General features: G+C 73.7%; 20 protein-coding genes and 2 tRNA genes. 19 read left to right on the top strand and 3 right to left on the bottom strand.

What is annotated here, in order from left to right; translation table 11 throughout:
* Nucleotides 1–117 precede the first annotated feature (117 nt).
* From OG309_RS13585 to OG309_RS13535, 11 genes are all read left to right on the top strand, one after another.
* Nucleotides 118–885 carry a GntR family transcriptional regulator gene (locus OG309_RS13585; protein ID WP_329420855.1) on the top strand — a complete coding sequence of 256 codons (768 nt, stop codon included), beginning with the start codon at nucleotides 118–120 and terminating at the stop codon, nucleotides 883–885.
* 155 nt (nucleotides 886–1040) lie between these two features.
* Nucleotides 1041–2162: a TIGR03364 family FAD-dependent oxidoreductase gene (locus OG309_RS13580; RefSeq protein ID WP_329420854.1), complete on the top strand. Its 1122-nt coding sequence runs from the start codon at nucleotides 1041–1043 to the stop codon at nucleotides 2160–2162.
* A gap of 5 nt (nucleotides 2163–2167) precedes the next feature.
* On the top strand, nucleotides 2168–2860 hold the full coding sequence (locus OG309_RS13575) for a phosphonatase-like hydrolase (RefSeq protein WP_329420853.1): 693 nt from the start codon (nucleotides 2168–2170) through the stop codon (nucleotides 2858–2860).
* Entirely contained in the window at nucleotides 2857–3909 is a 1053-nt protein-coding gene (locus OG309_RS13570; protein WP_329420851.1) for an ABC transporter ATP-binding protein, read from the top strand. Before OG309_RS13575 ends, OG309_RS13570 begins: the two co-directional genes overlap by 4 nt.
* Entirely contained in the window at nucleotides 3902–4837 is a 936-nt protein-coding gene (locus tag OG309_RS13565) for a 2-aminoethylphosphonate ABC transporter permease subunit (protein WP_329420850.1), read from the top strand. The genes OG309_RS13570 and OG309_RS13565 overlap by 8 nt, the downstream gene beginning before the upstream one ends.
* Nucleotides 4824–5621 (top strand): ABC transporter permease, encoded by a 798-nt coding sequence (locus OG309_RS13560; protein WP_329420849.1) that lies wholly within the window; start codon nucleotides 4824–4826, stop codon nucleotides 5619–5621. The genes OG309_RS13565 and OG309_RS13560 overlap by 14 nt, the downstream gene beginning before the upstream one ends.
* 14 nt (nucleotides 5622–5635) lie before the next feature.
* Nucleotides 5636–6703 (top strand): 2-aminoethylphosphonate ABC transporter substrate-binding protein, encoded by a 1068-nt coding sequence (locus tag OG309_RS13555; protein ID WP_329420848.1) that lies wholly within the window; start codon nucleotides 5636–5638, stop codon nucleotides 6701–6703.
* A gap of 144 nt (nucleotides 6704–6847) precedes the next feature.
* Nucleotides 6848–8419: an alkaline phosphatase family protein gene (locus OG309_RS13550; protein ID WP_329420846.1), complete on the top strand. Its 1572-nt coding sequence runs from the start codon at nucleotides 6848–6850 to the stop codon at nucleotides 8417–8419.
* A gap of 82 nt (nucleotides 8420–8501) precedes the next feature.
* Complete coding sequence (locus OG309_RS13545) at nucleotides 8502–9281, top strand: HAD-IIA family hydrolase (protein ID WP_329420844.1); 780 nt, start codon at nucleotides 8502–8504, stop codon at nucleotides 9279–9281.
* 86 nt (nucleotides 9282–9367) lie between these two features.
* Nucleotides 9368–9991, top strand: a complete 624-nt coding sequence (locus tag OG309_RS13540; protein WP_329420843.1) for a hypothetical protein — start codon at nucleotides 9368–9370, stop codon at nucleotides 9989–9991.
* Nucleotides 9992–9995: 4 nt separating this feature from the next.
* A complete protein-coding gene (locus OG309_RS13535) occupies nucleotides 9996–10646 on the top strand; it encodes a class F sortase (RefSeq protein ID WP_329420842.1) in 651 nt (216 codons plus the stop codon).
* A gap of 221 nt (nucleotides 10647–10867) precedes the next feature.
* Here OG309_RS13535 and OG309_RS13530 read toward each other — a convergent pair.
* A tRNA-Lys gene (locus OG309_RS13530) sits at nucleotides 10868–10941 on the bottom strand.
* A 184-nt stretch (nucleotides 10942–11125) separates the two neighbouring features.
* Here OG309_RS13530 and OG309_RS13525 point away from each other — a divergent pair.
* The 6 genes from OG309_RS13525 to OG309_RS13500 all read left to right on the top strand — a co-directional run bounded on the left by OG309_RS13525 (nucleotide 11126) and on the right by OG309_RS13500 (nucleotide 20239).
* Nucleotides 11126–12511, top strand: a complete 1386-nt coding sequence (locus tag OG309_RS13525) for a peptidoglycan-binding protein (protein WP_329420841.1) — start codon at nucleotides 11126–11128, stop codon at nucleotides 12509–12511.
* Nucleotides 12512–12535: 24 nt separating this feature from the next.
* On the top strand, nucleotides 12536–15652 hold the full coding sequence (locus OG309_RS13520) for an SPFH domain-containing protein (protein WP_329420840.1): 3117 nt from the start codon (nucleotides 12536–12538) through the stop codon (nucleotides 15650–15652).
* 131 nt (nucleotides 15653–15783) lie between these two features.
* A complete protein-coding gene (locus OG309_RS13515; RefSeq protein WP_329420839.1) occupies nucleotides 15784–16374 on the top strand; it encodes a lytic polysaccharide monooxygenase auxiliary activity family 9 protein in 591 nt (196 codons plus the stop codon).
* A 26-nt stretch (nucleotides 16375–16400) separates the two neighbouring features.
* Entirely contained in the window at nucleotides 16401–18059 is a 1659-nt protein-coding gene (locus OG309_RS13510; protein WP_329420838.1) for an AMP-binding protein, read from the top strand.
* A 234-nt stretch (nucleotides 18060–18293) separates the two neighbouring features.
* Nucleotides 18294–19646: a sensor histidine kinase gene (locus OG309_RS13505; RefSeq protein ID WP_329420837.1), complete on the top strand. Its 1353-nt coding sequence runs from the start codon at nucleotides 18294–18296 to the stop codon at nucleotides 19644–19646.
* A complete protein-coding gene (locus OG309_RS13500; RefSeq protein WP_329420836.1) occupies nucleotides 19586–20239 on the top strand; it encodes a response regulator transcription factor in 654 nt (217 codons plus the stop codon). Before OG309_RS13505 ends, OG309_RS13500 begins: the two co-directional genes overlap by 61 nt.
* 82 nt (nucleotides 20240–20321) lie before the next feature.
* Here OG309_RS13500 and OG309_RS13495 read toward each other — a convergent pair.
* A tRNA-Lys gene (locus tag OG309_RS13495) sits at nucleotides 20322–20395 on the bottom strand.
* Nucleotides 20396–20483: 88 nt separating this feature from the next.
* Nucleotides 20484–21242, bottom strand: a complete 759-nt coding sequence (locus OG309_RS13490) for an IclR family transcriptional regulator (protein ID WP_329420835.1) — start codon at nucleotides 21240–21242, stop codon at nucleotides 20484–20486.
* A gap of 348 nt (nucleotides 21243–21590) precedes the next feature.
* Between OG309_RS13490 and OG309_RS13485 the strand changes: the two genes are divergently transcribed.
* Both OG309_RS13485 and OG309_RS13480 read left to right on the top strand, forming a co-directional pair.
* Nucleotides 21591–22712, top strand: coding sequence for an LLM class flavin-dependent oxidoreductase (locus OG309_RS13485; protein WP_329420834.1), 1122 nt, complete (start codon nucleotides 21591–21593; stop codon nucleotides 22710–22712).
* A gap of 256 nt (nucleotides 22713–22968) precedes the next feature.
* Nucleotides 22969–24678: a glycosyl hydrolase family 18 protein gene (locus tag OG309_RS13480; protein WP_329420833.1), complete on the top strand. Its 1710-nt coding sequence runs from the start codon at nucleotides 22969–22971 to the stop codon at nucleotides 24676–24678.
* The last annotated feature ends 95 nt before the right edge of the window (nucleotides 24679–24773 follow it).

Here is a 24773-nt window from a genome sequence, read left to right as displayed (position 1 = left end):
AGAGCACGCACCAGACGCCGCGGGGCCGCCCTTCGGGCGACGACGGGAGTGTGACGACAGGCCCTAGGCCACCCCGCGTACACCGTCCCGTTCACTCGCATCTGCAACGATCACCAGGTGGAGAACCCGAACAGCCCCGATGACCCCGGCGCCCCCATCCGCTCCGGCATCCCCGAGCACGGCCGCATCCCCAAGTACTACGCCGTCAAGGCCAAAGTCGCCGCGCTCATCGCCGAGTTGGGTGAGGGCGGACTGCTGCCCACCGAGCGGGACCTCGCGGTCCGCTACGAGGTCTCGCGCGAGACCGTCCGGCAGGCGCTGCGGGAGCTGCTCCTGGAGGGGCGGCTGCGCCGGCAGGGGCGCGGCACCGTGGTCGCCGGGCCCAAGCTGGAGCAGCCGCTCTCGCTCGCCAGCTACACCGAGGGCGTGCGCCGCCAGGGGCGCCGCCCCGGGCGTTCGCTGATCTCCCTGGAACGCTTCCCGTGCCCCGACGTCCTCGCTCCCGAGGTCGGCGTGGTGCGCGGCGAGCCCGTCTGGCACATGGAACGGGTGCTGCTCGCCGACGACGAGCGGGTCGGCCTGGAGAGCACGTACGTCTCCGAGGCGCGCGCCCCGCACCTGGACGTGGAGTTCGACCCCGACTCCTCCTTCTACGCCTATCTCCACGACCGCCTCGGCATCTCCTTCGGGGACGCCGACGAGCGGATCGAGACCGTGCTGGCGACCCCGCGCGAGGCCCTGCTCGTCGGCACCCCGCCCGCGCTGCCGATGCTGCTGATCCACCGGGTCTCGCGGGACACGGCGGGCCGGCCCCTGGAGCGCGTGCGCACCCTGTACCGGGGTGACCGCTTCAGCTTCACGGCGCATCTGGGCCGCCAGGACTGAGCCCACTCGCCCCCGGGCCCACGGGGCCTCCGACCACCCGCCCCCTCTGAACATCACGAGACGGTAACGGGTCTAGTCCAAGTTTGGCGGCCCGTTCACCGTCCCGTCGCCCACCCGATCGGTCCGGGTCACGCGCCGCCAGGACCGTGGACGGCATGAAGGTGATCGTCGTAGGAGCCGGCGTGGTGGGAACCATGCACGCCTGGCAGGCAGTCGAACGCGGCCATGAGGTCGTCCACATCGAGCGCGAGGCGGAGGCGCGCGGCGCCTCGCTCCGCAACTTCGGCCAGATCTGGGTCAGCGGCCGGGCGGGCGGCGAGGAGCTCGACACCGCCCTGCGCGCCCGCGAACTCTGGGAGGGCGTCGGCGCCCGGGTCCCCGGGCTCGGCTTCCGGGCCATCGGGTCCCTCACCCCCGTGCGCAACGAGCTCGAACTCGGCGTCGCCGAGGCCGCCGTGGCCCGGCCCGACGCCGCCGCCCGCGGCTACAAGCTGCTCACCGCGGACGAGGCGCGGGCCGTCAACCCGGCCCTGCGCGGCGCGTTCCAGGCCGCGCTGTGGTGCGAGCGGGACGCCGCGGTCGAGCCCCGCACCGCCCAGCTGGCCCTGCGCGAGGCCCTCCTGGCCACCGGCCGCTACACCTTCCTGCCGCACCGCGAGGTGCGCGAGGTCGTCGGCGAGAACGCGGTCCGCGACGACCACGGCGACACGCACACCGGCGACGCCGTCGTCCTGTGCACCGGCGCCTGGCTCTCGGGCCTGGTCCGCGAGGTCGCGGGCGAGATCCCGGTCCGCCGGGTCCGGCTCCAGATGATGCAGACCGACCCGCTCGGCGAAGCCCTCACCACCTCCGTCGCCGACGCCGACTCCTTCCGCTACTACCCGGCGTACGCCTCCCCGGAGCTCGACGCCCTCAACGCGGGGCAGGCGCAGGACCCGACCGCCGCCGCCCACAAGATGCAGCTGCTCATGGTGCAGCGCCTCGATGGCGGGCTGACCATCGGCGACACCCACGAGTACGAGCACCCCTTCGCCTTCGACACCCTCGAAGACCCCTACGAGCACCTCACCCGCGTCGTCGAGTCCTTCCTCGGCCGCCCGCTGCCGCGCGTCCGGCGCCGCTGGGCCGGCGTGTACGCGCAGTGCACCGACACCAGCCGCGTCGTCCACCGCCAGCGGGTGCGCGACGGCGTGTGGCTGGTCACCGGACCGGGCGGACGCGGCATGACCTGCTCGCCCGCCATCGCCGAGACCACCGCGAACGAACTGGGCTGGTAGCCACGATGACCGACACGACCGCACCGCAGCACCGCCTCGTCGTCCTCGACATGGCCGGTACCACCGTCGCCGACGGCGGCCTCGTCGAGCAGGCCTTCACGGTCGCCGCCGAACGCCTCGGCGAGGACCCCGCCACGATGATCGACTACGTCCGGGCCACCATGGGCGAGTCCAAGATCTCCGTCTTCCGCCACCTCTTCGGCGGCGACGAGCAGCGCGCCCGGCAGGCCAACCTCGCCTTCGAGGAGGCGTACGGGGAGCTCGTCGCCGACGGCCGGATCGCGCCCCTGCCCGGCGCCGCCGAGGCCGTCGCCGCCCTCCGCGAGCAGGGCAGGACCGTCGTCCTGACCACCGGGTTCGCCCGCGTCACCCAGGACGCCATCCTCGACGCCCTCGGCTGGCGCGAGCTCGTCGCCCTCACCCTGTGCCCCGCCGACGCGGGCGGCCGCGGCCGCCCCTACCCCGACATGGTGCTCGCCGCCTTCCTGCGCACCGGCGCCGTCGACGACGTCCGCCGGGTCGTGGTCGCCGGCGACACCTCGTACGACATGCTCAGCGGTGTGCGCTCCGGCGCGGGGATCGTCGCGGGCGTGCTCACCGGGGCGCACGGCGAGGCCGCGCTCAAGGAGCACGGCGCCACCCACGTCCTCGCCTCCGTCGCCGGACTCCCGGGACTGCTGCGGGAGTACGAGGCATGACCAGCGGCATACGCTTCGACGCCGTCTCCGTGCGGTACGGCGACCACACCGTCCTCGACCGCCTCGACCTCACCGTCGAGCCCGGCGAGGTGATGGCCCTGCTCGGGCCCTCCGGCTCCGGCAAGACCACCGCCCTGCGGGCCGTCGCGGGCTTCGTCCGGCCCGCCTCGGGACGGGTCTTCATCGGCGACCGGGACGTCACCGCGCTGCCGCCGCACAAGCGCGGCATCGGCATGGTCGTCCAGCAGTACGCCCTCTTCCCGCACCTGCGGGTCGAGGACAACGTGGCCTTCGGCCTGAAGGCGCGGAAGGCGCCCAAGAGCGAGATTCCCGGCCGGGTCGCCGAGGCCCTGGAGATGACCGGCATGGGGGCCTACGCCAAGCGCTACCCGCGCGAGCTCTCCGGCGGTCAGCAGCAGCGCGTCGCCATCGCCCGCGCCCTCGCCATCCGCCCGAACGTCCTCCTCCTCGACGAGCCGCTGTCCGCGCTCGACGCCCGGCTGCGCTCCGACATGCTCGCCGAACTCGCGAGGCTGCACCGGGAGTTGCCGGACGTCTCCATCCTCTACGTCACCCATGACCAGGTCGAGGCGCTCACCCTCGCCGACCGGATCGCCGTCATGGACCGGGCCCGGCTGCGCGACTGCGGCACGCCGCAGGAGCTGTACCGCCGGCCGCGCACGGAGTTCACGGCCTCGTTCGTCGGCAACGCGAACCTGCTGCCGGTGCGGGTCGGCGCGGACGGGGTCGCCTTCGCGGGCGTCGACCTGCGGGTCCCGGTCTCCGGCGTGGCCCCGGGCTCGGCCGCCACCCTCTGCGTCCGCCCCCACCTCGTCGGCCTCGGCGAGGGCCCGAACGCGCTCCGGGGCCGGATCAGCGAGGTCCAGTGGCGCGGCTCCACCCACCGCCTGTACGTCGACGTGGGCGGGGAGCGGGTCAAGGCGGACGTGCGGGAACTGCGGGAGACGCCGGCGCTCGGCACCGAGGTGACCCTGCACTTCGCCCCGGAGGACGCCGTACTGCTGGCCGCGGGGGTGAACGATGGCTAGCCGGGGTGAGGGCCTCGTGGAGGCGCAGCGCACCGGTGAGATCGCGCCCGCCCTCCGCCGATCCCCGTCCGAGGGGACCCCCGACGCCCCGCGGGACGACCGCCCGCAGCCGGCGAGCGGCGCCCGAGCGGCCGCACCCGCCTGGCTCTGGGCCGCGCCCCCCGTCCTCGCCCTGGCCGTCGTCTTCCTCTACCCCCTCGCCCTCGTCGTCCGGGAGTCCCTGGCCCCCGGGGCGTACGCCCAGGTGTTCGCGTCGGCGTCGTTCCAGGACGCGCTGGTCACCACCGTGTGGCTGGCCGTCGCCGCCACCGTGGGCTGCCTGGTCCTCGGGTTCGTGCTGGCGCTGGTCGTCGCGTTCGTACCGTTCCCGGGCGGGCGCGCGGTGGCGCGGTTCATCGACGTGTTCCTCTCCTTCCCGTCCTTCCTGATCACCCTCGCCCTGCTGTTCCTCTACGGGACCGTCGGCATGGCGAACGGGGTGTGGACGGACGTCACCGGTGCCGCCACGGGGCCCTTCCACTTCCTGTCCACCCCGTGGGGCGTGCTGCTCGCCGAGATCACGTACTTCACGCCCTTCGTGATGCGCCCCCTGCTCGCCGCCTTCTCCCAACTGGACACCGGCCAGCTGGAGGTGGCCTCCTCGCTCGGCGCCCGGCCGCTGCGGATCGTGCGGCGGGTGATCCTGCCCGAGGCGCTTCCCGCGCTCGCCGCCGGCGGCAGCCTCGTCCTGGTGATGTGCCTCAACGAGTTCGGGATCGTGCTGTTCACCGGGGCCAAGGGCGTCACGACCCTCCCGATGCTCGTCTACGGCAAGGCCATCCTCGAATCCGACTACGCGGCGGCCTGCGTCGTCGCCGTCGTCAACGTGGCGATCTCCGTGGGTCTCTACGCCGTCTACCGGGTGGTGAGCCGTCGTGCTGGTGCATAGCCGAACCGGGAGGTGGGCGGTCTGGATCCTCTTCGCGGTCCTCTTCGTCCCGCTCTTCGCCCTGCCCCTCCTCGTCATCCTCGCGGCCTCGTTCTCCACCCACTGGTCCGGCGCCTTCCCCTCCGGGTCGACCACCGCGCACTACGCCGCCGCCGTGCGCGGCGAGTCGCTGACGGCGCTCACCACCAGTCTGGTGACGGCCCTCGCGGCAAGCGCGTTCGCGCTGATCGCCGGCACCTGGGCCGCACTCGCGGCCGCCGCGCTCCGCAAGCGCGGGCGCCGGATCGTCGACGCCCTGTTCGTGCTGCCGGTGGCCGTGCCGTCGGTGGTGGTCGGGCTCGCGGTCCTGGTCGCGTTCTCGCAGCCGCCGCTGCTCCTGAACGGCACGCGCTGGATCGTGATCCTCGCGCACACCGTTCTTGTCACGGCGTTCGCCCACCAGTCGGTCTCCGCTGCCATCCTGCGGCTCGACCCGGTCTACGAGCAGGCGGCGGCCAGCCTCGGCGCCCGCCCCTCGTACGTCCTGCTCCGGGTCCGGCTGCCGCTCCTGCTGCCGTCGCTGACCGCGGCGGCGGGGCTCTGCTTCGCCCTCTCCATGGGCGAGCTGAGCGCCACGATGATGCTCTACCCGCCGGACTGGATGCCGCTGCCGGTGCTCATCTTCACGGCCACCGACCGCGGTTCGCTCTTCACGGGCTCCGCGCTCGCGGTGGTCCTCATGGCGGCGACCCTGCTGGTCCTGCTCGCCGTCTCCCGTATCCGCACCAAAGCCTCGTACCGCTAGGAGAGAACGACGTCATGCTTACCCCCTTCCCGTACGTCAAGCCGATCGCCGCCGTCACCGGCTGCCTGGCCCTCGCCGCCACCCTCACCGCCTGCGACGGCGCGTCCGCGGCCGCCGAGGAGAAGGTCGTCACCGTCTACAGCGCCGACGGCCTCAAGGGCGAGGCGGGCGACGGCTGGTACGACAAGGTCTTCGAGGATTTCGAGAAGGAGACCGGCATCAAGGTGAAGTACGTCGAGGGTGGCTCCGGCGAGATGGTGCAGCGCGCCGCCCGCGAGAAGAGCAACACCCAGGCCGACGTCCTCGTCACCCTCCCGCCCTTCATCCAGCAGGCCGACTCCAAGGGCCTGCTGGCGGCGTACGCGCCGAAGGGCTCCGACCAGGTCAGCGGCGCCGACAAGGCCGACGACGGCAAGTGGACCTCCGTCGTCAACAACTACTTCGGCTTCATCCGCAACAAGAAGCAGGCGAACCCCGCCCCGAAGACCTGGGAGGAGCTGCTGGACCCGAAGTTCAAGGACAAGGTCCAGTACTCCACCCCGGGCGTCGCGGGCGACGGCACCGCCGTGCTCATCAAGGCCCTGCACGACTTCGGCGGCCAGGAGCCCGCCATGGCGTACCTGAAGAAGCTGCAGGCCAACAACGTCGGCCCGTCCTCCTCCACCTCCAAGCTGGCCCCGAAGGTCGACAAGGGCGAGATCCTGGTCGCCAACGGCGACGTCCAGATGAACTTCGCCCAGGCCAGGACCATGCCGAACCTGGACATCTGGTTCCCGGCCAAGGACGGCGGCAAGCCGACCACCTTCGCCCTGCCGTACGCCGCCGGTCTGGTCGCCAAGGCCCCGCACGGCGAGAACGGCAAGAAGCTGCTCGACTTCATGCTCGGCGAGCGGGCCCAGCGCGAGGTCAGCGCCATCGGCGGCGGCTTCCCGGCCCGCCAGGACGTCAAGCCCACCGACGCCAACGCCATCGAGCTGGCCGAGCTGATGAACGGCGTCGAGGTCTTCGAGCCGGACTGGGCCGACATCGACGAGAACCTCACCGCGTACGTGGACGCGTGGAAGACCGCCACGGGCAGCTGAGAGTTCACCGCACGCCTCTTCCGTCCCGAAGAAGTATCGCGGAAAGATAACGGGTACGGACCACAGCCAGATCGCGCAACGCCCCTGAGGAATCAGGGGCGTTGGTGTGCCGCCAGTCGCCCCCGATCATGGAGGACTCCCGACATGCCGATCACCGGCATATCCAGCCCGGCCGAGCCGTCCCGGCCGTCCCGCCGCACCGTGCTCGCCGCCGCGGGCGCCACCGCGGCCGTCGCCGCCACCGGCCTCGCCGCCGCGCCCGCGGCCCGGGCCGCCACCCCGGCCGCCCCCACGCTCCCGAACGGCACCAGCAAGGACAAGGTGCTCTTCGTCGGCATGGACGGCCTGCGGTACGACCGCATCGACGCCGCCAAGGCCCCGAACCTCAAGTCCCTGATGGCGAACGGCACCTACGGCCGTTCCCTGCTCTACGCCAACCCGATGGCCGCGACCTCCTCCGGCCCCGGCTGGTCGACCATCTCCACCGGCGTGTGGCCCGACAAGCACGGCGTGAAGGACAACACCTTCACCGGCCGCAACTACGGCAGCTACCCCGGGTTCCTCGCCCGGCTGCACCAGATCCGCCCCGAGCTCTCGCTCTTCGCCGCCGTCGACTGGCCCGAGCTCGACACTTACGGCACGGTCACCCCCGGCGCCGACGCCAAGGTCGTCCACGACAACGACTATGCCGTCAACGACCTCGCGATCACCGAGGTCACCGAGGACGTGCTGCGCAACCAGAACCCCGACGTGCTCTTCGTCTACTTCGGCGAGACCGACGAGATCGGGCACAACCACGGGGCCGCCAGCCCCAGGTACACCGACGCCATCGACGTCCAGGACGCCTACCTCGGGCGCCTCCTCGCCGCGATCCAGGCCCGCCCGTCCTACGCCACCGAGCGCTGGACCGTCCTCGTCGCCACCGACCACGGCCACACCGACGCCGGCGGCCACGGCGGCTCCAGCATCGAGGAGCGGCGCACCTTCGTCCTCGCCCAGGGCCCCGGCATCGCGGCCGGCGCCCGGCCCGTCGACACCCGGCTCGTCGACGTCGCCGCCACCGTCTTCCGGCAGCTCGGCATCGTCCCGGACCCCTCCTGGGGCCTCGACGGCAAGCCGGTCCAGGACCGCTCCGCCGACCCCTTCGACACCCTCTACCCGTCGCTCACCGGCCGCGTCGACGAGACCGGCATCCCCGCGGGCGTCCTCGGTTTCACCCGCACCGCGCCCAGCGGCTGGTCCGTCATCAACAACGCCATGGGCACCGGCGGCGTGACCGAGTGGCGCGGCTGGTCCTTCGCCACCGACGAGTTCTGGTCCCGCTCCCAGCGCGACCAGTCCCGTGAGCTCAACGTGCGCGCCCGGGGCGTCTTCGCGGTCGCCGACTCCGACGAGTGGGCCGACAAGTCCTTCTCGGGCACGTACGACTCGACCCTGGTCACACCGGCGTTCGCGGTCTCGGGCGCGAGCCGCGCGACCCTGGACTTCACGACCTTCTACCGGCAGGAGGGCGCGCAGACCGCCCAGATCCTGGCCTCGTTCAACGGCGGCACGCCGACCGTGGTGAAGAGCTACACGGCGGACGTCGTCTCGCAGCCCCAGTCGGTCACGGTCGCCGTGCCCGCCGGAGCGAGCAGCGTGAGCTTCCGCTTCCGCTACACCGGGTCCAACAACTGGTACTGGGTGATCGACGGGGTCAGGGTGACCGCTTCCTGACCTAGGCTGGGGGCGTCGCCACAGCGCTGTCGCGTCGCCCCCAGTACACCGGAAAGTCTTGTACGGCAGGAGTCCCGCACCCATGGCAGAACGCAAGCCGATCGAATCCTGGCTCACCGACATGGACGGCGTCCTCATCCACGAGGGCGTGCCCATCCCCGGCGCCGACGCGTTCATCACGAAGCTGCGGGACACCGGCAAGCCCTTCCTGGTGCTCACCAACAACTCGATCTACACCGCGCGCGACCTGCACGCCCGCCTGGCCCGCATGGGCCTGGAGGTCCCCGTCGAGAACATCTGGACCTCGGCGCTCGCCACCGCGAAGTTCCTGGACGACCAGCGCCCCGGCGGCACCGCGTACGTCATCGGCGAGGCCGGCCTCACCACGGCGCTGCACGACATCGGCTACGTGCTCACCGACCACGACCCGGACTACGTGGTCCTCGGCGAGACCCGCACGTACTCCTTCGAGGCGATGACGAAGGCGGTCCGGCTGATCAACGCCGGCGCCCGCTTCATCTGCACCAACCCGGACGAGACCGGGCCGTCCCTGGAGGGGCCGCTGCCCGCCACCGGGTCGGTCGCCGCGCTGATCACCAAGGCGACGGGCAAGGAGCCGTACTTCGCGGGCAAGCCGAACCCGCTGATGATGCGCACCGGCCTGAACGCCATCGGCGCCCACTCCGAGTCCAGCGCGATGATCGGCGACCGGATGGACACCGACATCCTGGCCGGTCTGGAGGCGGGCATGCAGACCTTCCTGGTGCTGACCGGTCTGACCACGCAGGCGGAGATCGACCGCTTCCCGTTCCGCCCGTCCAAGGTCGTCAAGTCGATCGCGGACCTCGTCGAGCGCATCTGACCACCCGGTCCCACGTCCCCCCGGCCGACCCCTGCGGATGCGGAACGGCCCGAACCGGGTGACCCTGCCAGTATCAGGAGGTCACCATGCGTTCAGGTCCCATCGCTCTCCGTGCCGCAGGGGCGGCTCTGGTTCTGGTGCTCGCGCCCACGGCGGGCACCGCCCTGGCCCACGACGGGGTCCAGGCCACCGTCACCCCTTCCAGCGCCCGCCCCGGAGCCGACGTCGACATCCGCGTCACCGGCTGCAAGGGCACCACCGGCGCCGCCAGGTCCCAGGCGTTCGTCGCGGAGGCGGAGCTCACCGGCCGGGACGGCGGGAAGAACCCGCTGTTCGGCGACACCACCCTCAAGTCGGGTCTCGACGAGGGCACGTACAAGGTCAGCGTGACCTGTGACGGCCACGACCACCCCGACGTCGGAACCGTGCAGGTCAAGCGGCACGAGCAGCCGACTCACCAGCCCACCCACCAGCCCACTCACCAGCCCACCCACCACCCGTCCCCGATCGCCCCGGTCCGGGCCGGCGGCGGTGGCGCGGCCGCCTTCGCCGCCCCCGCGGCACCGGGCGTGGCGCAGACCGCCGGCGAGGAGGGCCTGGGGACGCCGTACACCCTCCTGGGCCTCGGCCTGGCCGCCGTCGCCGCCGTGTCCGTCGCCTTCCGCAGCGCCCGCCGCCGCGGTGCGGGCGCGGGCCCCGGCGCGGACTGACCGCGTGTCGTCCGGGCGGGCGCTGACCGGGGCGGCCTGGGCACTGCTGCTGTGCGGCCTGTGGCTCTGGGGCCGGGACGCCGCCGACGGGCCCGCCGTCCCGGCGCCCGCCACCGGCGACATCGCCGCCGTCGGGCGCCCCCTCGGACTGCCGCTGCCCCCGGCGCACACCCCGGTGGAGCCCGCCGAGCCGCGCCGGGTCGAGATCCCCTCGGTCGGGATCACCGCCCCCGTCGTGGCCCGCGGACTCGACCGCGAGGGGGCGATCGACCCGCCGCCGTTCGAGATGCCGCACACGGTCGGCTGGTACGGGTCGGGCACCCGGCCCGGCGCCTCGGGCGCCGCGCTCTTCGTCGGCCACGTCGACACCGAGACCCGCCCCGCCGTCTTCTACGGCCTGAGCGCGGCCCGCCCCGGCGCCACCGTCGACGTCACCCGTTCGGACGGCAGCGTCGCCGAATTCACCATCGAGGACGTCCAGGTCCTCGACCGGGAGGGCTTCGACCCCCGGAAGGCGTACGGGCAGCGCCGGGCGGACCGGGCCGAGCTGCGCCTGATCACCTGCGGCGGCACCTTCGACCGCGAGGCGGGCGCGTACACCGCGAACGTCGTGGTCTCGGCGTACCTGACGGCGGTACGGGGCGGCCGGGGGTGACGCCGACCGGGCACCGGCCGGCGGACCGGTTCCCGCCGGCCGCCGGCCGGACCGGCCCTCGACCGCGGGCTCACGGGCCGCGGGAGGAGCCCGGCGCCACCGCGGGAGGTCGGGGTTTCCGCTCACTGTAGAGGCCCCGTCCACCCGGGGCCCAGACTCCGGACGACACGCACATACGACTGAGGCCCTTCACCGTCCGGTGAAGGGCCTCAGTCTTCGCGTGCGCCGCCAGGGACTCGAACCCCGGACCCGCTGATTAAGAGTCAGCTGCTCTAACCAACTGAGCTAGCGGCGCCTGCTGACATCGATAACTCTACAGGACCCCTGACCCTGCTCCTGACCATTGACGACCCCCGCCCGGCCTGTCGGATGGTCGTATCCAGCCTTCGATCCGTCAAAATGCGATTTGTCCAGACAGTTGAGACACTGGCGCCCGTGCAGGAGCGCCAAAAGATCTTGACGAGTGTGGAGGGGAACGCATGAGTGTGCCGGTCTTCGAAGAAATCGAACCCGCGTCGGACTGCGGCTGCGCGGGCTGCGCCCGGCAGCGGCGCGACCTCGCCCTGGGGCTCCCCGTGCGGGCGGGCGGCCACCCGGCCGCGCACGGCGCCCGTCGCGCGCTGGTCCTCGTGACGGCGGCGGGGGTGGTCATGGGCGGCGCGGGCACGGGCGTCGCGGACGTGCTGACGGAGTCCGACGCGTCCGGCTCCGGAGCCGTGGCGGCGGACCCGGCCGTCCTCGCCCGGCCGGCGGCGGAGGACCGTGCGACGGGCCCCGGCCCCGAGACCCCCCAGGGCGGCGCCGGGCCGCTGCACGGCGCCCCCGGCCCCGGCTCGGCACCGTCCCCGGACGCGACCCCGACGACCAGTCAGATCTCCACCACCGCCCTGCGGAAGACGACCAGGGCCGACATCATCAACCGCGCGAAGACCTGGGTGGCGGCGCAGGTCCCGTACTCGATGGACAGGTACTGGAGCGACGGTTACCGCCAGGACTGCTCCGGCTACATCTCCATGGCCTGGAACCTGCGCAGCAACGAGTGGACCGGCAGCCTCGACCGCTTCGCCGACCGCGTCGACCGCACGGAGCTCCAGCCCGGAGACATCCTCCTCTTCCACAACCCGGCCGACCCGACGCGCGGCTCGCACGTGACGATCTTCGGCGGGTGGACGGACTACACCCACACCTCGTACATCGCGTACGAGCAGACCAAACCGCGCACGCGGAAGCAGGCGACCCCGCTCGCGTACTGGGAGAACTCCGACCGCTACCTCGCCTACCGCTACAAGGGCGTGGTCAGCGGCGGCAGCGGGAACGCCGGCTCCGGCGCCGCGGCGACGCCCTTCCCCGGCACCGCCAGCTTCGGCACCGGCGCGAACAACGCGTACGTCACGCAGCTCGGGAAGCTGCTCGTCGAGCGCGGCGGCAAGAGGTTCTACGCCCAGGGGCCCGGCCCCCGCTGGGGCGAGGCCGACCGCCGGGCGACCCAGGCCTTCCAGCAGGCCCAGGGCTGGAAGGGCGGCGCGGCGGACGGCCTGCCGGGCCCGCGGACCTGGACGCTGCTGGTGTCCGGACTGGGCAAGGACATCGGCGGTTCGAGTGGTTCGGGCGGGTCGAGCGCAACTGCGAACGGGTTCCCCGGGCGTGGCTACTTCCGTCCGGGCCAATCCAACGCATATGTGGAGAAGCTGGGCAAACAACTGATGAAGCGGGGCTTCGGCAAGCACTACGCGTCGGGCCCCGGTCCGCGGTGGACGGAAGCGGACCGTCGCAATGTCGAGGCCTTCCAGAAGGCCCAGGGCTGGCGCGGCGGCGCCGCCGACGGCTACCCGGGCCCGGAGACCTGGCGGCGCTTGTTCCGATGACCCCGAGAGCATGAGGTGGACCGAATGACGGCATCGACCCCGAACCCCCCGGACTCCGGCCCGGCCGCCACCCGAGACGCGGCCCGCACGGCCCGCCGCCTCACCGACGGCCGCCTACGCCCCGCGGGGCCGCCGGGGGCGGGCGGACCGATGCCGCCCGCCGCGGACGCACCCCCGGCGACCGCCACCCCGGGCGAGCCCCCGAGCGAGCCCCCGGGCACGGCGCCCGGGGAGGGACCGCTCGCGGGCACGACGGACAACCCCGGCACGTCCACCGTGCCGGCCGCCTCCGCCACGACTCCCGACCTCGCCGACCGGGCCGCCACCGAGCCTCCCGACGGAGCCGGGAAGGCGGACGCCACCCAGGCGCGCGAGGGCCGGCCCGCGGGTGCGGGGCCGGTCGAGGGCGACGGGTCCGGGGCGGTGGGGCCGGTGGCGGGGGATGGGTCCGGGGCGGTGGCCCCGGTGGCGGGTGGCGGGTCCAGGGCGGCGGGGCCGGTGATGGGTGACGGGCCCAGCGCGGCCGGCCCGGTGGCGGGTGAAGGGTCCCGAGCGGTGGCCCCGGTGGCGGGTGAAGGGTCCAGGGCGGTGGCCCCGGTGGCGGGTGACGGCTCCAGGGCGGCAGGCCCGGGGGGCGAGGCCGCGAGCCTGGGGCAGGTGTGGGAGGACCGGGCCTCGGCGACCCGTCCCGTGACCCGCGACGGGTCGCCGAGGACGGCTGAGCAGCAGCGGACCGGCCCCCTCGACCGGCCGCAGCCGGTCCGACTGGAGCGGGATGCCGGCGGGACCGGCCTCGCACGGCCGGCGACACCGACCGTGGGCACGCCCGACGGTGCCGCGTTCGACGGTGCCGCGTCCGGCGGTGCCGCGTCCGATGCGGGCGCGGGTGCGGTTGCCACGGCGGCCGGATCCGCCCGTCCCGGCCTCGCGCAGCCGCCCGCAGGACCGGCGGTCCCGGGCCTCGACCGCCCGATGTCGCCGACGGAGCCCCGGGCCGCCGGATCGGCCGCCCCAGGTCGCACGACCCCGACGTCTCCGGTGGCGCCCACGCCCGCCGGCTCCGCCCCGCCGCAGGCGGCCGGGCAGGACCGGGGTGTCGGGACTGCCCCGGGTACCGGTCTGCCCGGTGCCCCGTCGGCGCCGTCCGCCGGGGCGGGCACGCGCGGCAGCCTGCCCAGCATCGGACTCTCGTCGGCCCAGCCCGCGACCGCAGCCGCGACGCCCGCGGCGCAGCGCACCACTCCGGCGGGCGCCGGCGCGCCGCACGCGGCGCCGGCGACGCCCGCCGCAGCAGCGGCGTCCCAGGCGGCCCGGCCCGGCGCGGGGCCTTCGGCGGCGCGGCCCACGGCTCCCGCGCCGGTCCGCTCGGCGCAGCCGACTCCGGTCGCCGCGCCGGGTGTCGGGCTCTCGGCGGCCCGGCCGCCGGCTCCCGCAGGTGCTGCTGCGCCGCAGGCTCCCTCGCCCGCCGGCTCCTCGCAGGCGGCTCCGCCCCCCGCGCCCGGTGCCGGGTCCCCGGCGGCGCAGCCCGCCGCGCCCGCGCCCGTCCGCTCGGCCCAGCCGACCCCGGCGCCCGCGTCCGGCGGCCGGAACGGCACGTCGACCCCCGACCGTACGTCCGCGCCCGCCGCGCCGCAGGCGCAGCCCGCTTCGCCCTCCGGGCCGGTGACCGTGGACGCCAGGTCCGGCCGCGCGTCGGCGCCGGAGCGGCCCGCCGCCGGTGCCCCGCCCGGTCGGTCCGCCTCAGCGGTGGCGGACACGGGCGGTTCGGCTCAGGCGCCCGCCACCGTGGAGACGCGCGCGGGCGGTTCGGCCGTCTCCCCGTCCGCCGCCGCAGCGGTGACTCCGGGCGCTCCTCGCGCCGGGGCCGCCCCCGGCGGCTCCGGCGACTTCGGCTGGATCGCCGGGGTGCGGGTCCAGTCCGTCGCCGTGCCGGTGGCCGCTTCCGTGTCGGGGGCCGCGGCGACCTCGCCGTCCGTCCCGGGGGCGGGCCCGGTGGCCGCCCCGTCCCGTACGTCCGGCACCCGGCGTCGCAACGTCATCGGGGCGGAGACGACCGGGTCCATCCCGGTGCACCTGCTGTTCCGGGAGGAGCCGGACGCGGGCGGGGGTGACGGGAGTGACGACGGAGGGCCTGCCACCGTTCCCGTGCCGAAGCCCAACGTGCCGGTGCGGAAGAAGGGGAAGGGGGCGATCCCCGCTCCCGCCCGGACGCCCGCGCGGCCCGCGCCGACCGCCGATCCGAAGCTGGTGGAGCGGCCGGGACCGGTGCTGCCGGGGTGGGTCGGGGTGGCCGGCGGGGCGTTCGCGCTGGTGGGGTGCGCGGCGGTCGTGTGGTGGGCGGGGGTCGTGCCCGAGGAGGCCGCGCGGATGCTGCGGCTGCCCTCGCGCCCGTACGACGGGATCCCGCTCGGCCAGTGGGGCCTGCTCGCGCTCGGGGTCCTCGCGGCCCTGTTCTTCCTCGGTGGCCTCGGCCGCGGCCGGGTCGGCTACGCCCTGGTCCTGACGCTGTTCGGCGACTACCGGGGGACCGTCCGCCGGACCGGGCTGCTCTGGGTGAGCCCCCTGCTCAAGCGCCGCCGGGTGGACGTGCGCCTGCGGCACTGGCGCAGCGAGCCGCTGCCCGCGGTGGACGCGAAGGGCACGGCCCTGGACGTCGTCGTCCTGGTCGTGTGGCGGATCCGGGACACGGTCCGCGCCGCGCTGGGCGTGGCCCGGCACGAGGAGTACCTGCGGGAGCAGGTGGAGGCGGCGATGGCCCGGGTCCTCTCGCAGCTCCCGGCGGACGCGTTCCACGAGGACGCGCCGACCCTGCGCGACGCGGAGGCCGTCGGCGAGGCGCTGACCCGGATGCTCTCGGCGGAGTGCGCGCCGGTGGGGATCGACGTGTTCTCGGCGCAGCCGACGCGGATCGAGTACGCCCCCGAGGTCGCCGCCGCGATGCAGCGCCGTCGCATCGCCGCGATCGACGCGAAGCACCGTGACAGCGTGCTGACCTCGGTCGTGGACGCGGTGGACGACGTGGTCCACCGGTTGACCTCCCGTGGTCTGGTGGAGCTGGACGACTACGAGCGCAAGGCCCTGGTGAAGGACCTGACGGTGGCGTTCTACACGGGCCGGACGAGCTCGGGGGAGGGCGCGTGACCTTCTCCCATTGGTATGGACATGCTCAACTTCCGGCCATACCTTGGTACTTGGTCTAGACCGGAATCAGTGTCACCGCACGCGTGCAGCACGACCCACAGAACTCCCCCACGTTCTCCTGGAGCGACAGCATGCGCAAAAAGACAGGAGTGGCGGCCGTGGCGCTCGGCGTCGCAGCCGCCTCCCTCTTCGCCACCACCAGCGCGAGCAGCCACGGCTACACCGACTCGCCGATCAGCCGCCAGAAGCTCTGTGCCAACGGCACCGTGAAGAACTGCGGCGACATCCAGTGGGAGCCCCAGTCGGTCGAGGGGCTCAAGGGCTTCCCGGCCGCGGGCCCCGCCGACGGAAGGATCTGCGCCGGCGGGAACTCCCGCTTCTCGCAGCTCGACGACCCCCGCGGCGGCGCCTGGCCCACCACCAAGGTCACCGCGGGCCAGAGCTACACCTTCCGCTGGCAGTTCACGGCCCGCCACGCGACCACGGACTTCCGCTACTACATCACCAAGAACGGCTGGACCGGGACCAAGGCCCTCACCCGGGCCGACCTCGACACCCAGCCCTTCCTGGTCGTCCCCTACAACAACCAGCAGCCGCCGTCCACGCTCTCGCACTCCGGGACCTTCCCGGCGGGCAAGAGCGGCCGAGCCGTCGTCCTGGCCGTGTGGACGGTCGCCGACACCGGGAACGCCTTCTACGCGTGCTCGGACGTTCAGTTCTGACGTAACGTCAGTTAGCATCCGCGCCCATGGGGACCGTCGCGGAGCTCGTACGACGCCAATGGGACGACCACCGGACCGGACTGAGGGACGAGCACACCACCCTCACCCACCACGAGGTCGCCGCGGGCGCCGCCGCGCGCGCCGCACTGCTCACGGAGCTGATGCCCGACCGGCCGGGGAGCGAGCCGCACCTCGGCCTCCTGCTCGACAACACACCGGAGTACCCGCTCTGGCTCGGCGCGGCGGCCCTCGCGGGGGCCGCCGTCGCCGGGATCAACCCCACCCGGCGCGGCGCCGAACTCGCCCGCGACATCCGGCACACCGACTGCCGGGTCCTGATCACCCAGCGCGCCCACCTCCCGCTCCTCGACGGGCTCCCCCTCCCCGGCCTGCGCATCCTGGTCACCGACACCGAGGCCTACCGGGCCCTCCTCGCCCCCTACGCGGACACCGCCCCGGACGACCTCGTCCCCGTCCGGCCCGTGGGCCCCGACAGCCGCCTCCTGCTCTCCTTCACCTCCGGCTCCACCGGGGCGCCCAAGGCCGCCGTCTGCTCCCAGGGCCGGCTCGCCGCGGCCGGCGCCTCGCTCGTCTCCCACTTCGGGATGCGCGCCGAGGACACCCACTACATCTGCATGCCGATGTTCCACGGCAACGCCGTGATCGCCGACTGGGCCCCCGCCCTCGTCGCCGGCGCCGGGATCGCCCTGCGGGCCCGCTTCTCGGCCTCCCGCTTCCTCCCCGACGTGCGCGGCTTCGGCGCCACCTACTTCACCTACGTGGGCCGGGCCGTCCAGTACCTCCTCGCCACCCCCGAGACCCCGCACGACCGCGACCACAGCCTCCGGCTCGGCTTCGGCACCGAGGCCGGCGCGGTGGACGCGGCCCGCTTCCAGGCGCGGTTCGGGGCCCGGCTCGTCGAGGGGTACGGATCCTCCGAGGGCGGCGCCGCCATCCAGCGGACCCCCGGCACCCCGCCCGGCGCGATCGGCCGCGCCGCCCCCGCCGACGACCTGGCCGTGGTCGACCAGACGACCCGCCGCGAATGCCCGCCGGCCCGGTTCTCCGCGACCGGGGTCCTGCTCAACGCCGACGAGGCCGTCGGCGAGCTCGTCAACCGCGGCCGCAGCCCCTTCGAGGGCTACTGGCGCAACCCCGAGGCGCAGGCCGCCCGGCTGCGCGACGGCTGGTACTGGACCGGCGACCTCTTCTACCGCGACGCGGACGGCTTCCTCTACTTCGCGGGCCGCACCGACGACCGGCTGCGCGTCGACAGCGAGAACCTCGCGGCGGCGATGATCGAGAACATCCTGGCCCGCTGGGAGCGCGCCGCCGGCGTCGCCGTCTACGCGGTCCCCGACCCCGCCGCCGGCGACCAGGTGATGGCCGCCCTGGCCCTGCGCCCCGGAGCCACCTTCGACCCGGCCGCCTTCGGCGCCTTCCTCGCGGCCCAGTCCGACCTGGGCACCAAGATGCCGCCACGCTTCGTCCGTGTCGTGCCCGAGCTCCCCCTCACCGCCACCAACAAGATCCACCGCGTGGCCCTCCGCCGCACCGCCCTCGCCTCCCCCGACCCCACCTGGTGGCGCCCGACCCCCACCGCCCCCTACGAGCCCCTCACCCCGACCGCCCGCGCGACCTTGCGCGCGGCATACGAGGAACGGGGGCGCGAGTTTCCCGGGTAGCCGGGTAGCCGGGTAGCCGGGTAGCCGGGGGGAGGGGATCGGTTCCCGTCTCCCGCCGCCCGGGTGTCCACCAGCCCGGGGTCCACCAGTCGGGGTGTCCACCGGCCCGGTGTCCACCGGCCCGGTGTCCACCGCCCGGTGTCCGCCCGTCCGGTGGGTAGGCCCAGCCCTACCCACCGCACGCCCCCTGCACCCATGGCTCCACCCCCGCGCCCCCGCATAACGTGATCGCCCATGGAGCCCCGTACCCCTTGGCAGGCGCTGGCCCGGCCGCGCCCCTTCCTGCGCACCGCCTGGCCGTGGCGGGCCGTCGTCTACCTGGCGTCCGGGGCGGCCGTCGGGGCGCTCGCCCTGTTCGTCCTCCTCGTGCTCGTCGGTTTCTCCGTCCTCCTCGTCGGCCTTCCCCTGCTGCCGCTCGCCGGCGTCGCCCTCGGCGGCCTGGAGCGCCGCCGCCTCCGCCTCGTCGACCGGGAGCCGGCCGCCGACCCGCACCGCGTCCCCGAGACGCCCGGCCTCGCCGCCTGGCTGCGGGTGCGCGCGCGGGAACAGGCCACCTGGCGGGAGCTCGCGTACGCCGTGCTGCTCGCCACCGTGCTCTGGCCGCTCGACCTCATCGTGCTCGCCGTCGCGCTCGGCCTGCCCGCCGCCCTGCTCAGCGCCCCCGTCCAGTTCGCGGCGTCCGGCGGCGAGGAGGCGAAGGTGGTCAAGGCGTACCTGGTCACCTCCTACCCGCAGGCCTTCGCCGCAGCCCTGCTCGGCCTGGCCCTCCTGCCGCTGCTGCTCTATCCGCTCACCGCCCTCGCCGGTGCCCGCGCCGCCCTCGGCCGGGCGCTGCTCGCCCCGCGCGAGGCCGAACTACGGGACCGGATCGGCGAGGTCACCGCCTCCCGCGCCCGGCTCGCCGCCGCCTTCGAGGCCGAGCGGCGCCGGATCGAGCGGGACCTCCACGACGGGGCGCAGCAGCGCCTCGTGGCCCTCACCATGACCCTCGGCCTCGCCCGTTACGACGTGCCTCCGGGGCCGCTCGCCGACCAGCTGGCGAAGGCGCACGAGGAGGCGGGCCGGGTGCTGACCGAGCTGCGCGAGCTGATCCACGGCATCCACCCGCAGGTCCTCGCCGACTACGGACTCGCCGCGGCCCTGACCGACGCGGCGGACCGCTCGACGGTCCCGGTCGACGTGGACGTGGACGGGGAGACCGATGGGGAGGGAGAGGCGGACGGGGACCGGGACGGGGACGGGAGCCTGCCCCGTCTCCCCGCCCCCGTGGAGAGCGCCGCCTACTTCGCCGCCCGTGAGGCCCTCGCCAACCTCGCCCGGCACAGTGGTGCCACCCGGGCCCGGGTGACCGCCCGCCACACCGGCGGGCTGCTCCGGCTGACGGTCGAGGACGACGGGCGGGGCGGGGCCGATCCGGCCCGGGGGAGCGGGCTGACCGGGCTCGCCGACCGGCTCGCCGTCCTCGATGGCACACTTTCGATCACCAGCCCGCCCGGCGGGCCGACCGTGCTACGAGTGGAGATCCCGTGCGGCGTTCGCTCCGTGTCGTCCTCGCCGAGGACAGCGTCCTCCTCCGCGAGGGACTGATCGGGCTCCTGGCGCGTTTCGGCCACGAGGTGGTCGCCGCGGTCGGCGACGCCGGAGCGCTGCCGGCCGCCGTCGCCGCGCACGCGCCGGACATCGTGGTGACGGACGTCCGCATGCCGCCGGACTTCCGGGACGAGGGGCTGCGCGCGGCGGTCGCGCTGCGGGCGGAGCACCCGGAGCTGCCGGTGCTGGTGCTCAGCCAGTACGTGCAGCGCAGCTACGCCGCCGACCTGCTGGACGCGGGTGACGGCAGGGGCGTCGGGTACCTGCTCAAGGACCGGGTCGGCCAGGTCGAGGAGTTCCTGGACGCGCTCGTCCGGGTCGCGGACGGCGGCACGGTCGTCGATCCGGAGGTCGTACGGCAGCTGCTGCGCCGGCACCGCGATCCGCTGGCGGCGCTGACGCCGAGGGAGCGGGAGGTCCTGGGCCTGGTGGCGGAGGGGCATTCCAACGGGGCCGTCGCGCGCAGGCTGGTCGTCACGGAGGCGGCGGTCGGGAAGCACATCGGCAACATCCTGGCCAAGCTGGACCTGCCGCCGGCGGAGGACACCCACCGCCGGGTCCTGGCGGTGCTGGCCTTTCTGCGGGCGTAGGGCGCGCGCCCGGCCAGGGCGTGCGGGCCCCGCACGCACAACAAGGAAGCCCCTCGCTTTCGCGAGGGGCTTCCTCTGTCGGTGCGCCGCCAGGGACTCGAACCCCGGACCCGCTGATTAAGAGTCAGCTGCTCTAACCAACTGAGCTAGCGGCGCCTGCTGACGAAGAAAATATTACCTGGTCCCGAGGGGTGCTTCCGACCACCCTCGGGACCCGCCCCCGTCCGGCACCGGCCGGATCGCCTCAGATCGCCAGCGACAGCACCACGGGCGCAGCCCGCCGGTTCAGCGTGTCGGCCGCCGAGCGCAGCCGGTGCGCGTGCTCGATCGGCAGGGAGAGCGCGAGGCAGCCCACGGCCGAGCCCGCCGTCAGCGGGACCGCGGCGCAGACCGTGCCCACGGCGTACTCCTGGAGGTCGAGCACCGGGACGGTCGGCGGCTGGCTGTCCAGCTTGGAGAACAGCACCTTCTCGTTGGTGATCGTCCGGGAGGTCAGCCGGGCGATCTTGTGGCGGGAGAGGTGGTCGCGGCGCCCGTTCTGGTCGAGCTGGGTGAGCAGGCACTTGCCGACGGCGCTGGCGTGCGCGGCGGAGCGGAAGTCCACCCACTCGTTGACCTTCGGGGTGCGCGGGCCGTCCGCGAACTGGGTGATCTTCACCTCGCCGTCGATGTACCGGCTGATGTAGACGGCCGCGCCGACCGAGTCGCGCAATTCGGTCAGGGTCTCCTGCAGCTTGAGCTCCAGGGCCTCGCGGCGGGTCATGCCGGAGCCGAGGAGGACGAGGGAGTCGCCGATCGTGTAGGCGCCGTCGGAGACCTGCTCCACGTATCCCTCGCGCCTGAGCATCAGGAGCAGCGACGACAGATGGGCGACGGGCAGGCCGGTCTCCCTTGCTATCTGCACGTCCGTCACGCCGCCACCGTGCCGTGAGACGGTCTCCAGCACGCGCAGCGCGTATTGCACCGAGTGGAACGGCGCGGTGGGCTCGGGCTTCAGCGCCACGGTTTCCCCCTACCAGGTTGTGACCGCTAGCTTCCGTACCACGATAGCCGCCAAGGGCCCGATACGGGGCGGCTGTTGGCGAGATTGATTCGGTCCTCAGGGGCCATACGCTGGGGCGCGCCACTCTGGCATATGCCAGAGTCACAGCCCTGTGACAGAGGCTGAGGTCAGGGCCGTGCGGGACGGTTCCCGCACGGGCGTTCGGTGCCTTCCGGACGTGAAGATTTTTTCGGTGCGGGGCCCCGGCGAACGCCGACCGGCCGTCGGCGCGCGCCGGCGGAATAAGCGGAGCCTGCCTCCTGTTGTCGCCCGCTGTACACACGTCACAGCGCAGGAAGGCCGTCCACGGTGAGCGACGCGATTCGAGGAGAGGCGCGGGGGACCGCGCCCGTACCGCTGTCCGTACTGGATCTCGTGACCGTCGGCAGCGGGCGCACCGCGAGCCAGGCCCTGGCGACCAGCGTCGAGATCAGCCGGCTGGCCGAGCGGCGCGGCTTCCACCGGCACTGGGTGGCCGAACACCACTCCATGCCCGGTGTCGCCTCCTCCTCGCCGGCCGTGATCCTGGCCCACCTCGCCGCCCACACCCGCCGCATCCGGCTCGGCTCCGGTGGCGTGATGCTGCCCAACCACGCGCCGCTGGTGATCGCCGAGCAGTTCGGCACCCTGGAGGCGCTGGCCCCGGGCCGGGTCGACCTGGGCCTGGGCCGCGCGCCCGGCACCGACGGCGCCACCGCGGCGGCCCTGCGCCGCAGCGACCGGCTGAACGAGGGTGCCGAGGACTTCCCGCAGCAGCTCGCCGAGCTGACCCGGTTCCTGGACGACGACTTCCCGGACGGGCACCCGTACGCCCGCATCCATGCCGTGCCCGGACCGGTGCAGGGGCCGAAGGGCCGGCCGCCGGTCTGGCTGCTGGGCTCCTCCGGCTTCAGCGCGCGGCTGGCCGGAACGCTCGGTCTGCCCTTCGCCTTCGCCCACCACTTCTCCGCGCAGAACACGATCCCCGCGCTCGACCTCTACCGGGACTCCTTCCGGCCCTCGGCGGTGCTCGACGCGCCGTACGCGCTGATCGGTGTCGCCGCGCTCGCCGCCGACGACCCGAAGGAGGCCCGCCGGCAGGTGCTGACCGGCGCGCTGTCGATGCTGCGGCTGCGCACCGGCCGCCCCGGGCTCGTCCCGACGCCGGAGGAGGCCGAGGCGTACCCGTACAGCGCGGCCGAGCGGGAGTTCGTCGAGTCCTGGCTGGCGAACGTCGTGTACGGCTCGGCGGACGAGGTGCGCGAAGGGCTCGACGGGCTGCGGAAGCGGACCGGCGCGGACGAGCTGATGATCACGGGCAACGCCCACGGCGGGGACGCGCGGGTGCGCAGCTACGAGCTGATCGCCGACGCGTACGGGCTCCCCGAGCTGTCCGACGCGCCCGCGGCGCCGGCCGCGCACTCGGCCGGGACACCGGTCGCGGGGGAGTAAAACCTGGATCTCGCAGGGCCGTTGGTTCGCTCCTGAACGAACCGGCGGACGTTCCCTAAGTGAACCTTAAACCGCTCGTCACCTGTGGTGGCGGGCGGTTCCGTTTTGTGCTGCGACCTCTCCGGACGCCCCTGACGAGGGCTTTCTCGCGCCAATTGGTCTAGTCCTCAATCTGGTTCAGACCATTGACGCGCTGTTCATGCGCCGGATATCACTGCTCCAACTTCCGTACCGCCACCCCTTCCGGAGGCCGCACGTGCACCCCCGCAGACCACTGATCGCCGCAGTTCTCAGCTCCGCCCTCGCCGCCGGCGCGCTCGCCGCCACCGTCGGCATCGGCTCCGCCCAGGCAGCCGACACCGCCGCCGCCCCGTCCACGGGCGGCGTCAAGATCGCCTACTACGACCAGTGGAGCGTGTACGGCAACGCCTTCTACCCCAAGCAGCTCGACACCCGGGGCATCGCGGGCAAACTGGACATCATCAACTACTCGTTCGGGAACATCCACCCGACCGACCTCACCTGTTTCGAGGCCAACAAGGCCGCGGGCGACGACAACAACCCCAACGCCGGTGACGGTGCGGGCGACTCGTACGCCGACTACCAGAAGTCCTTCTCGGCCGCGGACAGCGTCGACGGCGTGGCCGACAAGTGGGACCAGCCGATCGTGGGCGTCTTCAACCAGTTCAAGGAACTGAAGGCGAAGCACCCCAACCTGAAGATCAACATCTCGCTGGGCGGCTGGAGCTACTCCAAGTACTTCTCGGACGCGGCCAAGACCGACGCCAGCCGCAAGAAGCTGGTCGCCTCCTGCATCAAGCAGTACATCCAGGGCGACCTCCCGGTCGAGGGCGGCTACGGCGGCCCCGGCACCGCGGCCGGCATCTTCGACGGCATCGACATCGACTGGGAGTACCCGGGCTCGGCCGACGGGCACCTCGGCAACCACTACGCGCCCGAGGACAAGCAGAACTTCACCCTCCTGCTCGCCGAGTTCCGCAAGCAGCTCGACGAGTACGGCGCCGCCCACGGCGGCAAGAAGTACCTGCTGACCGCCGCCCTGCCGGCCGGCCAGGACAAGATCAAGAACATCGAGACGGACAAGATCGGCGCGTACCTCGACTACGCGAACATCATGACGTACGACATGCACGGCGCCTGGGACGGCGACGGGCCGACGTACCACCAGTCCCCGCTCTACTCCGGTGCGAACGACCCGACCGACGCCATCAAGCCGGGCACCGAGAAGTACTCGATCGACAACGCCATCGACTCCTGGATCGACGGCAAGCCCGCCTACGGCATCACCGGTGGCTTCCCGGCCGGCAAGCTGACCCTCGGCTACGAGTTCTACTACCGCGGCTGGAAGGGCGTCCCCGCCGGCACCACCAACGGCCTCGCCCAGACCGCCACCGGCGGCTCCGGCGCCCGCCCGCTCAGCCAGGCGGCCGGCATCGCGTACTACAAGGAGCTCGGCGGCATCGTCGACAACGCCGCCACCACCTTCTGGGACGACCAGGCGAAGTCCGCCTACTTCTACAAGGACGGCGAGTTCTTCACCGGCCTCGACCAGCGCACCATCCAGGCCCGTGCCGACTACGCCCACCAGCGCGGCCTCGCCGGCGCGATGATGTACTCGCTGCTCGGTCTCGACCCCAACGCCACGCTCTTCAACCAGATCGTGACGGCCGTCGGCTCCTCGCCGACCAACCCGACGACGCCGCCCACCACGACGCCGCCGACCACCCCGCCCACGACGCCGCCGACCACCCCGCCGACCACGCCGCCCACCACCACCCCGCCGACCGGCTGCACCGCCACGGCGTACGTGGCCGGCTCGGTCTACACCGGTGGCTCGGTCGTCTCCCACAAGGGCCACACGTGGCTCGCCCAGTGGTGGACGCAGAACGAGGAGCCGGGCACGACCGGCGAGTGGGGCGTCTGGAAGGACCAGGGCGCCTGCTGACCGGGCCCCGCTGATCCCTCACTGACCCCTCGCTGACCCCTCGCTCCACCGCATGAACCACTGCCCCCGCCCGGAATGTCCCTCCGGCCGGGGGC

The organism is Streptomyces sp. NBC_01268 (assembly GCF_036240795.1).
In the GTDB taxonomy this organism is placed as follows: Bacteria; Actinomycetota; Actinomycetes; order Streptomycetales; family Streptomycetaceae; genus Streptomyces.
This window is presented reverse-complemented; position numbering and strand designations above follow the sequence as displayed.

Excerpts from the sequence above, each read along its gene's own strand:
- OG309_RS13545 (WP_329420844.1), top strand. The coding sequence starts at position 8,502 with ATGGCAGAACGCAAGCCGATCGAATCCTGGCTCACCGACATGGACGGC.
- OG309_RS13565 (WP_329420850.1), top strand. The coding sequence starts at position 3,902 with ATGGCTAGCCGGGGTGAGGGCCTCGTGGAGGCGCAGCGCACCGGTGAG.
- OG309_RS13555 (WP_329420848.1), top strand. The coding sequence starts at position 5,636 with ATGCTTACCCCCTTCCCGTACGTCAAGCCGATCGCCGCCGTCACCGGC.
- OG309_RS13515 (WP_329420839.1), top strand. The coding sequence starts at position 15,784 with ATGCGCAAAAAGACAGGAGTGGCGGCCGTGGCGCTCGGCGTCGCAGCC.
- OG309_RS13540 (WP_329420843.1), top strand. The coding sequence starts at position 9,368 with ATGCGTTCAGGTCCCATCGCTCTCCGTGCCGCAGGGGCGGCTCTGGTT.
- OG309_RS13525 (WP_329420841.1), top strand. The coding sequence starts at position 11,126 with ATGAGTGTGCCGGTCTTCGAAGAAATCGAACCCGCGTCGGACTGCGGC.
- OG309_RS13510 (WP_329420838.1), top strand. The coding sequence starts at position 16,401 with ATGGGGACCGTCGCGGAGCTCGTACGACGCCAATGGGACGACCACCGG.
- OG309_RS13575 (WP_329420853.1), top strand. The coding sequence starts at position 2,168 with ATGACCGACACGACCGCACCGCAGCACCGCCTCGTCGTCCTCGACATG.
- OG309_RS13570 (WP_329420851.1), top strand. The coding sequence starts at position 2,857 with ATGACCAGCGGCATACGCTTCGACGCCGTCTCCGTGCGGTACGGCGAC.
- OG309_RS13520 (WP_329420840.1), top strand. The coding sequence starts at position 12,536 with ATGACGGCATCGACCCCGAACCCCCCGGACTCCGGCCCGGCCGCCACC.
- OG309_RS13580 (WP_329420854.1), top strand. The coding sequence starts at position 1,041 with ATGAAGGTGATCGTCGTAGGAGCCGGCGTGGTGGGAACCATGCACGCC.
- OG309_RS13505 (WP_329420837.1), top strand. The coding sequence starts at position 18,294 with ATGGAGCCCCGTACCCCTTGGCAGGCGCTGGCCCGGCCGCGCCCCTTC.
- OG309_RS13550 (WP_329420846.1), top strand. The coding sequence starts at position 6,848 with ATGCCGATCACCGGCATATCCAGCCCGGCCGAGCCGTCCCGGCCGTCC.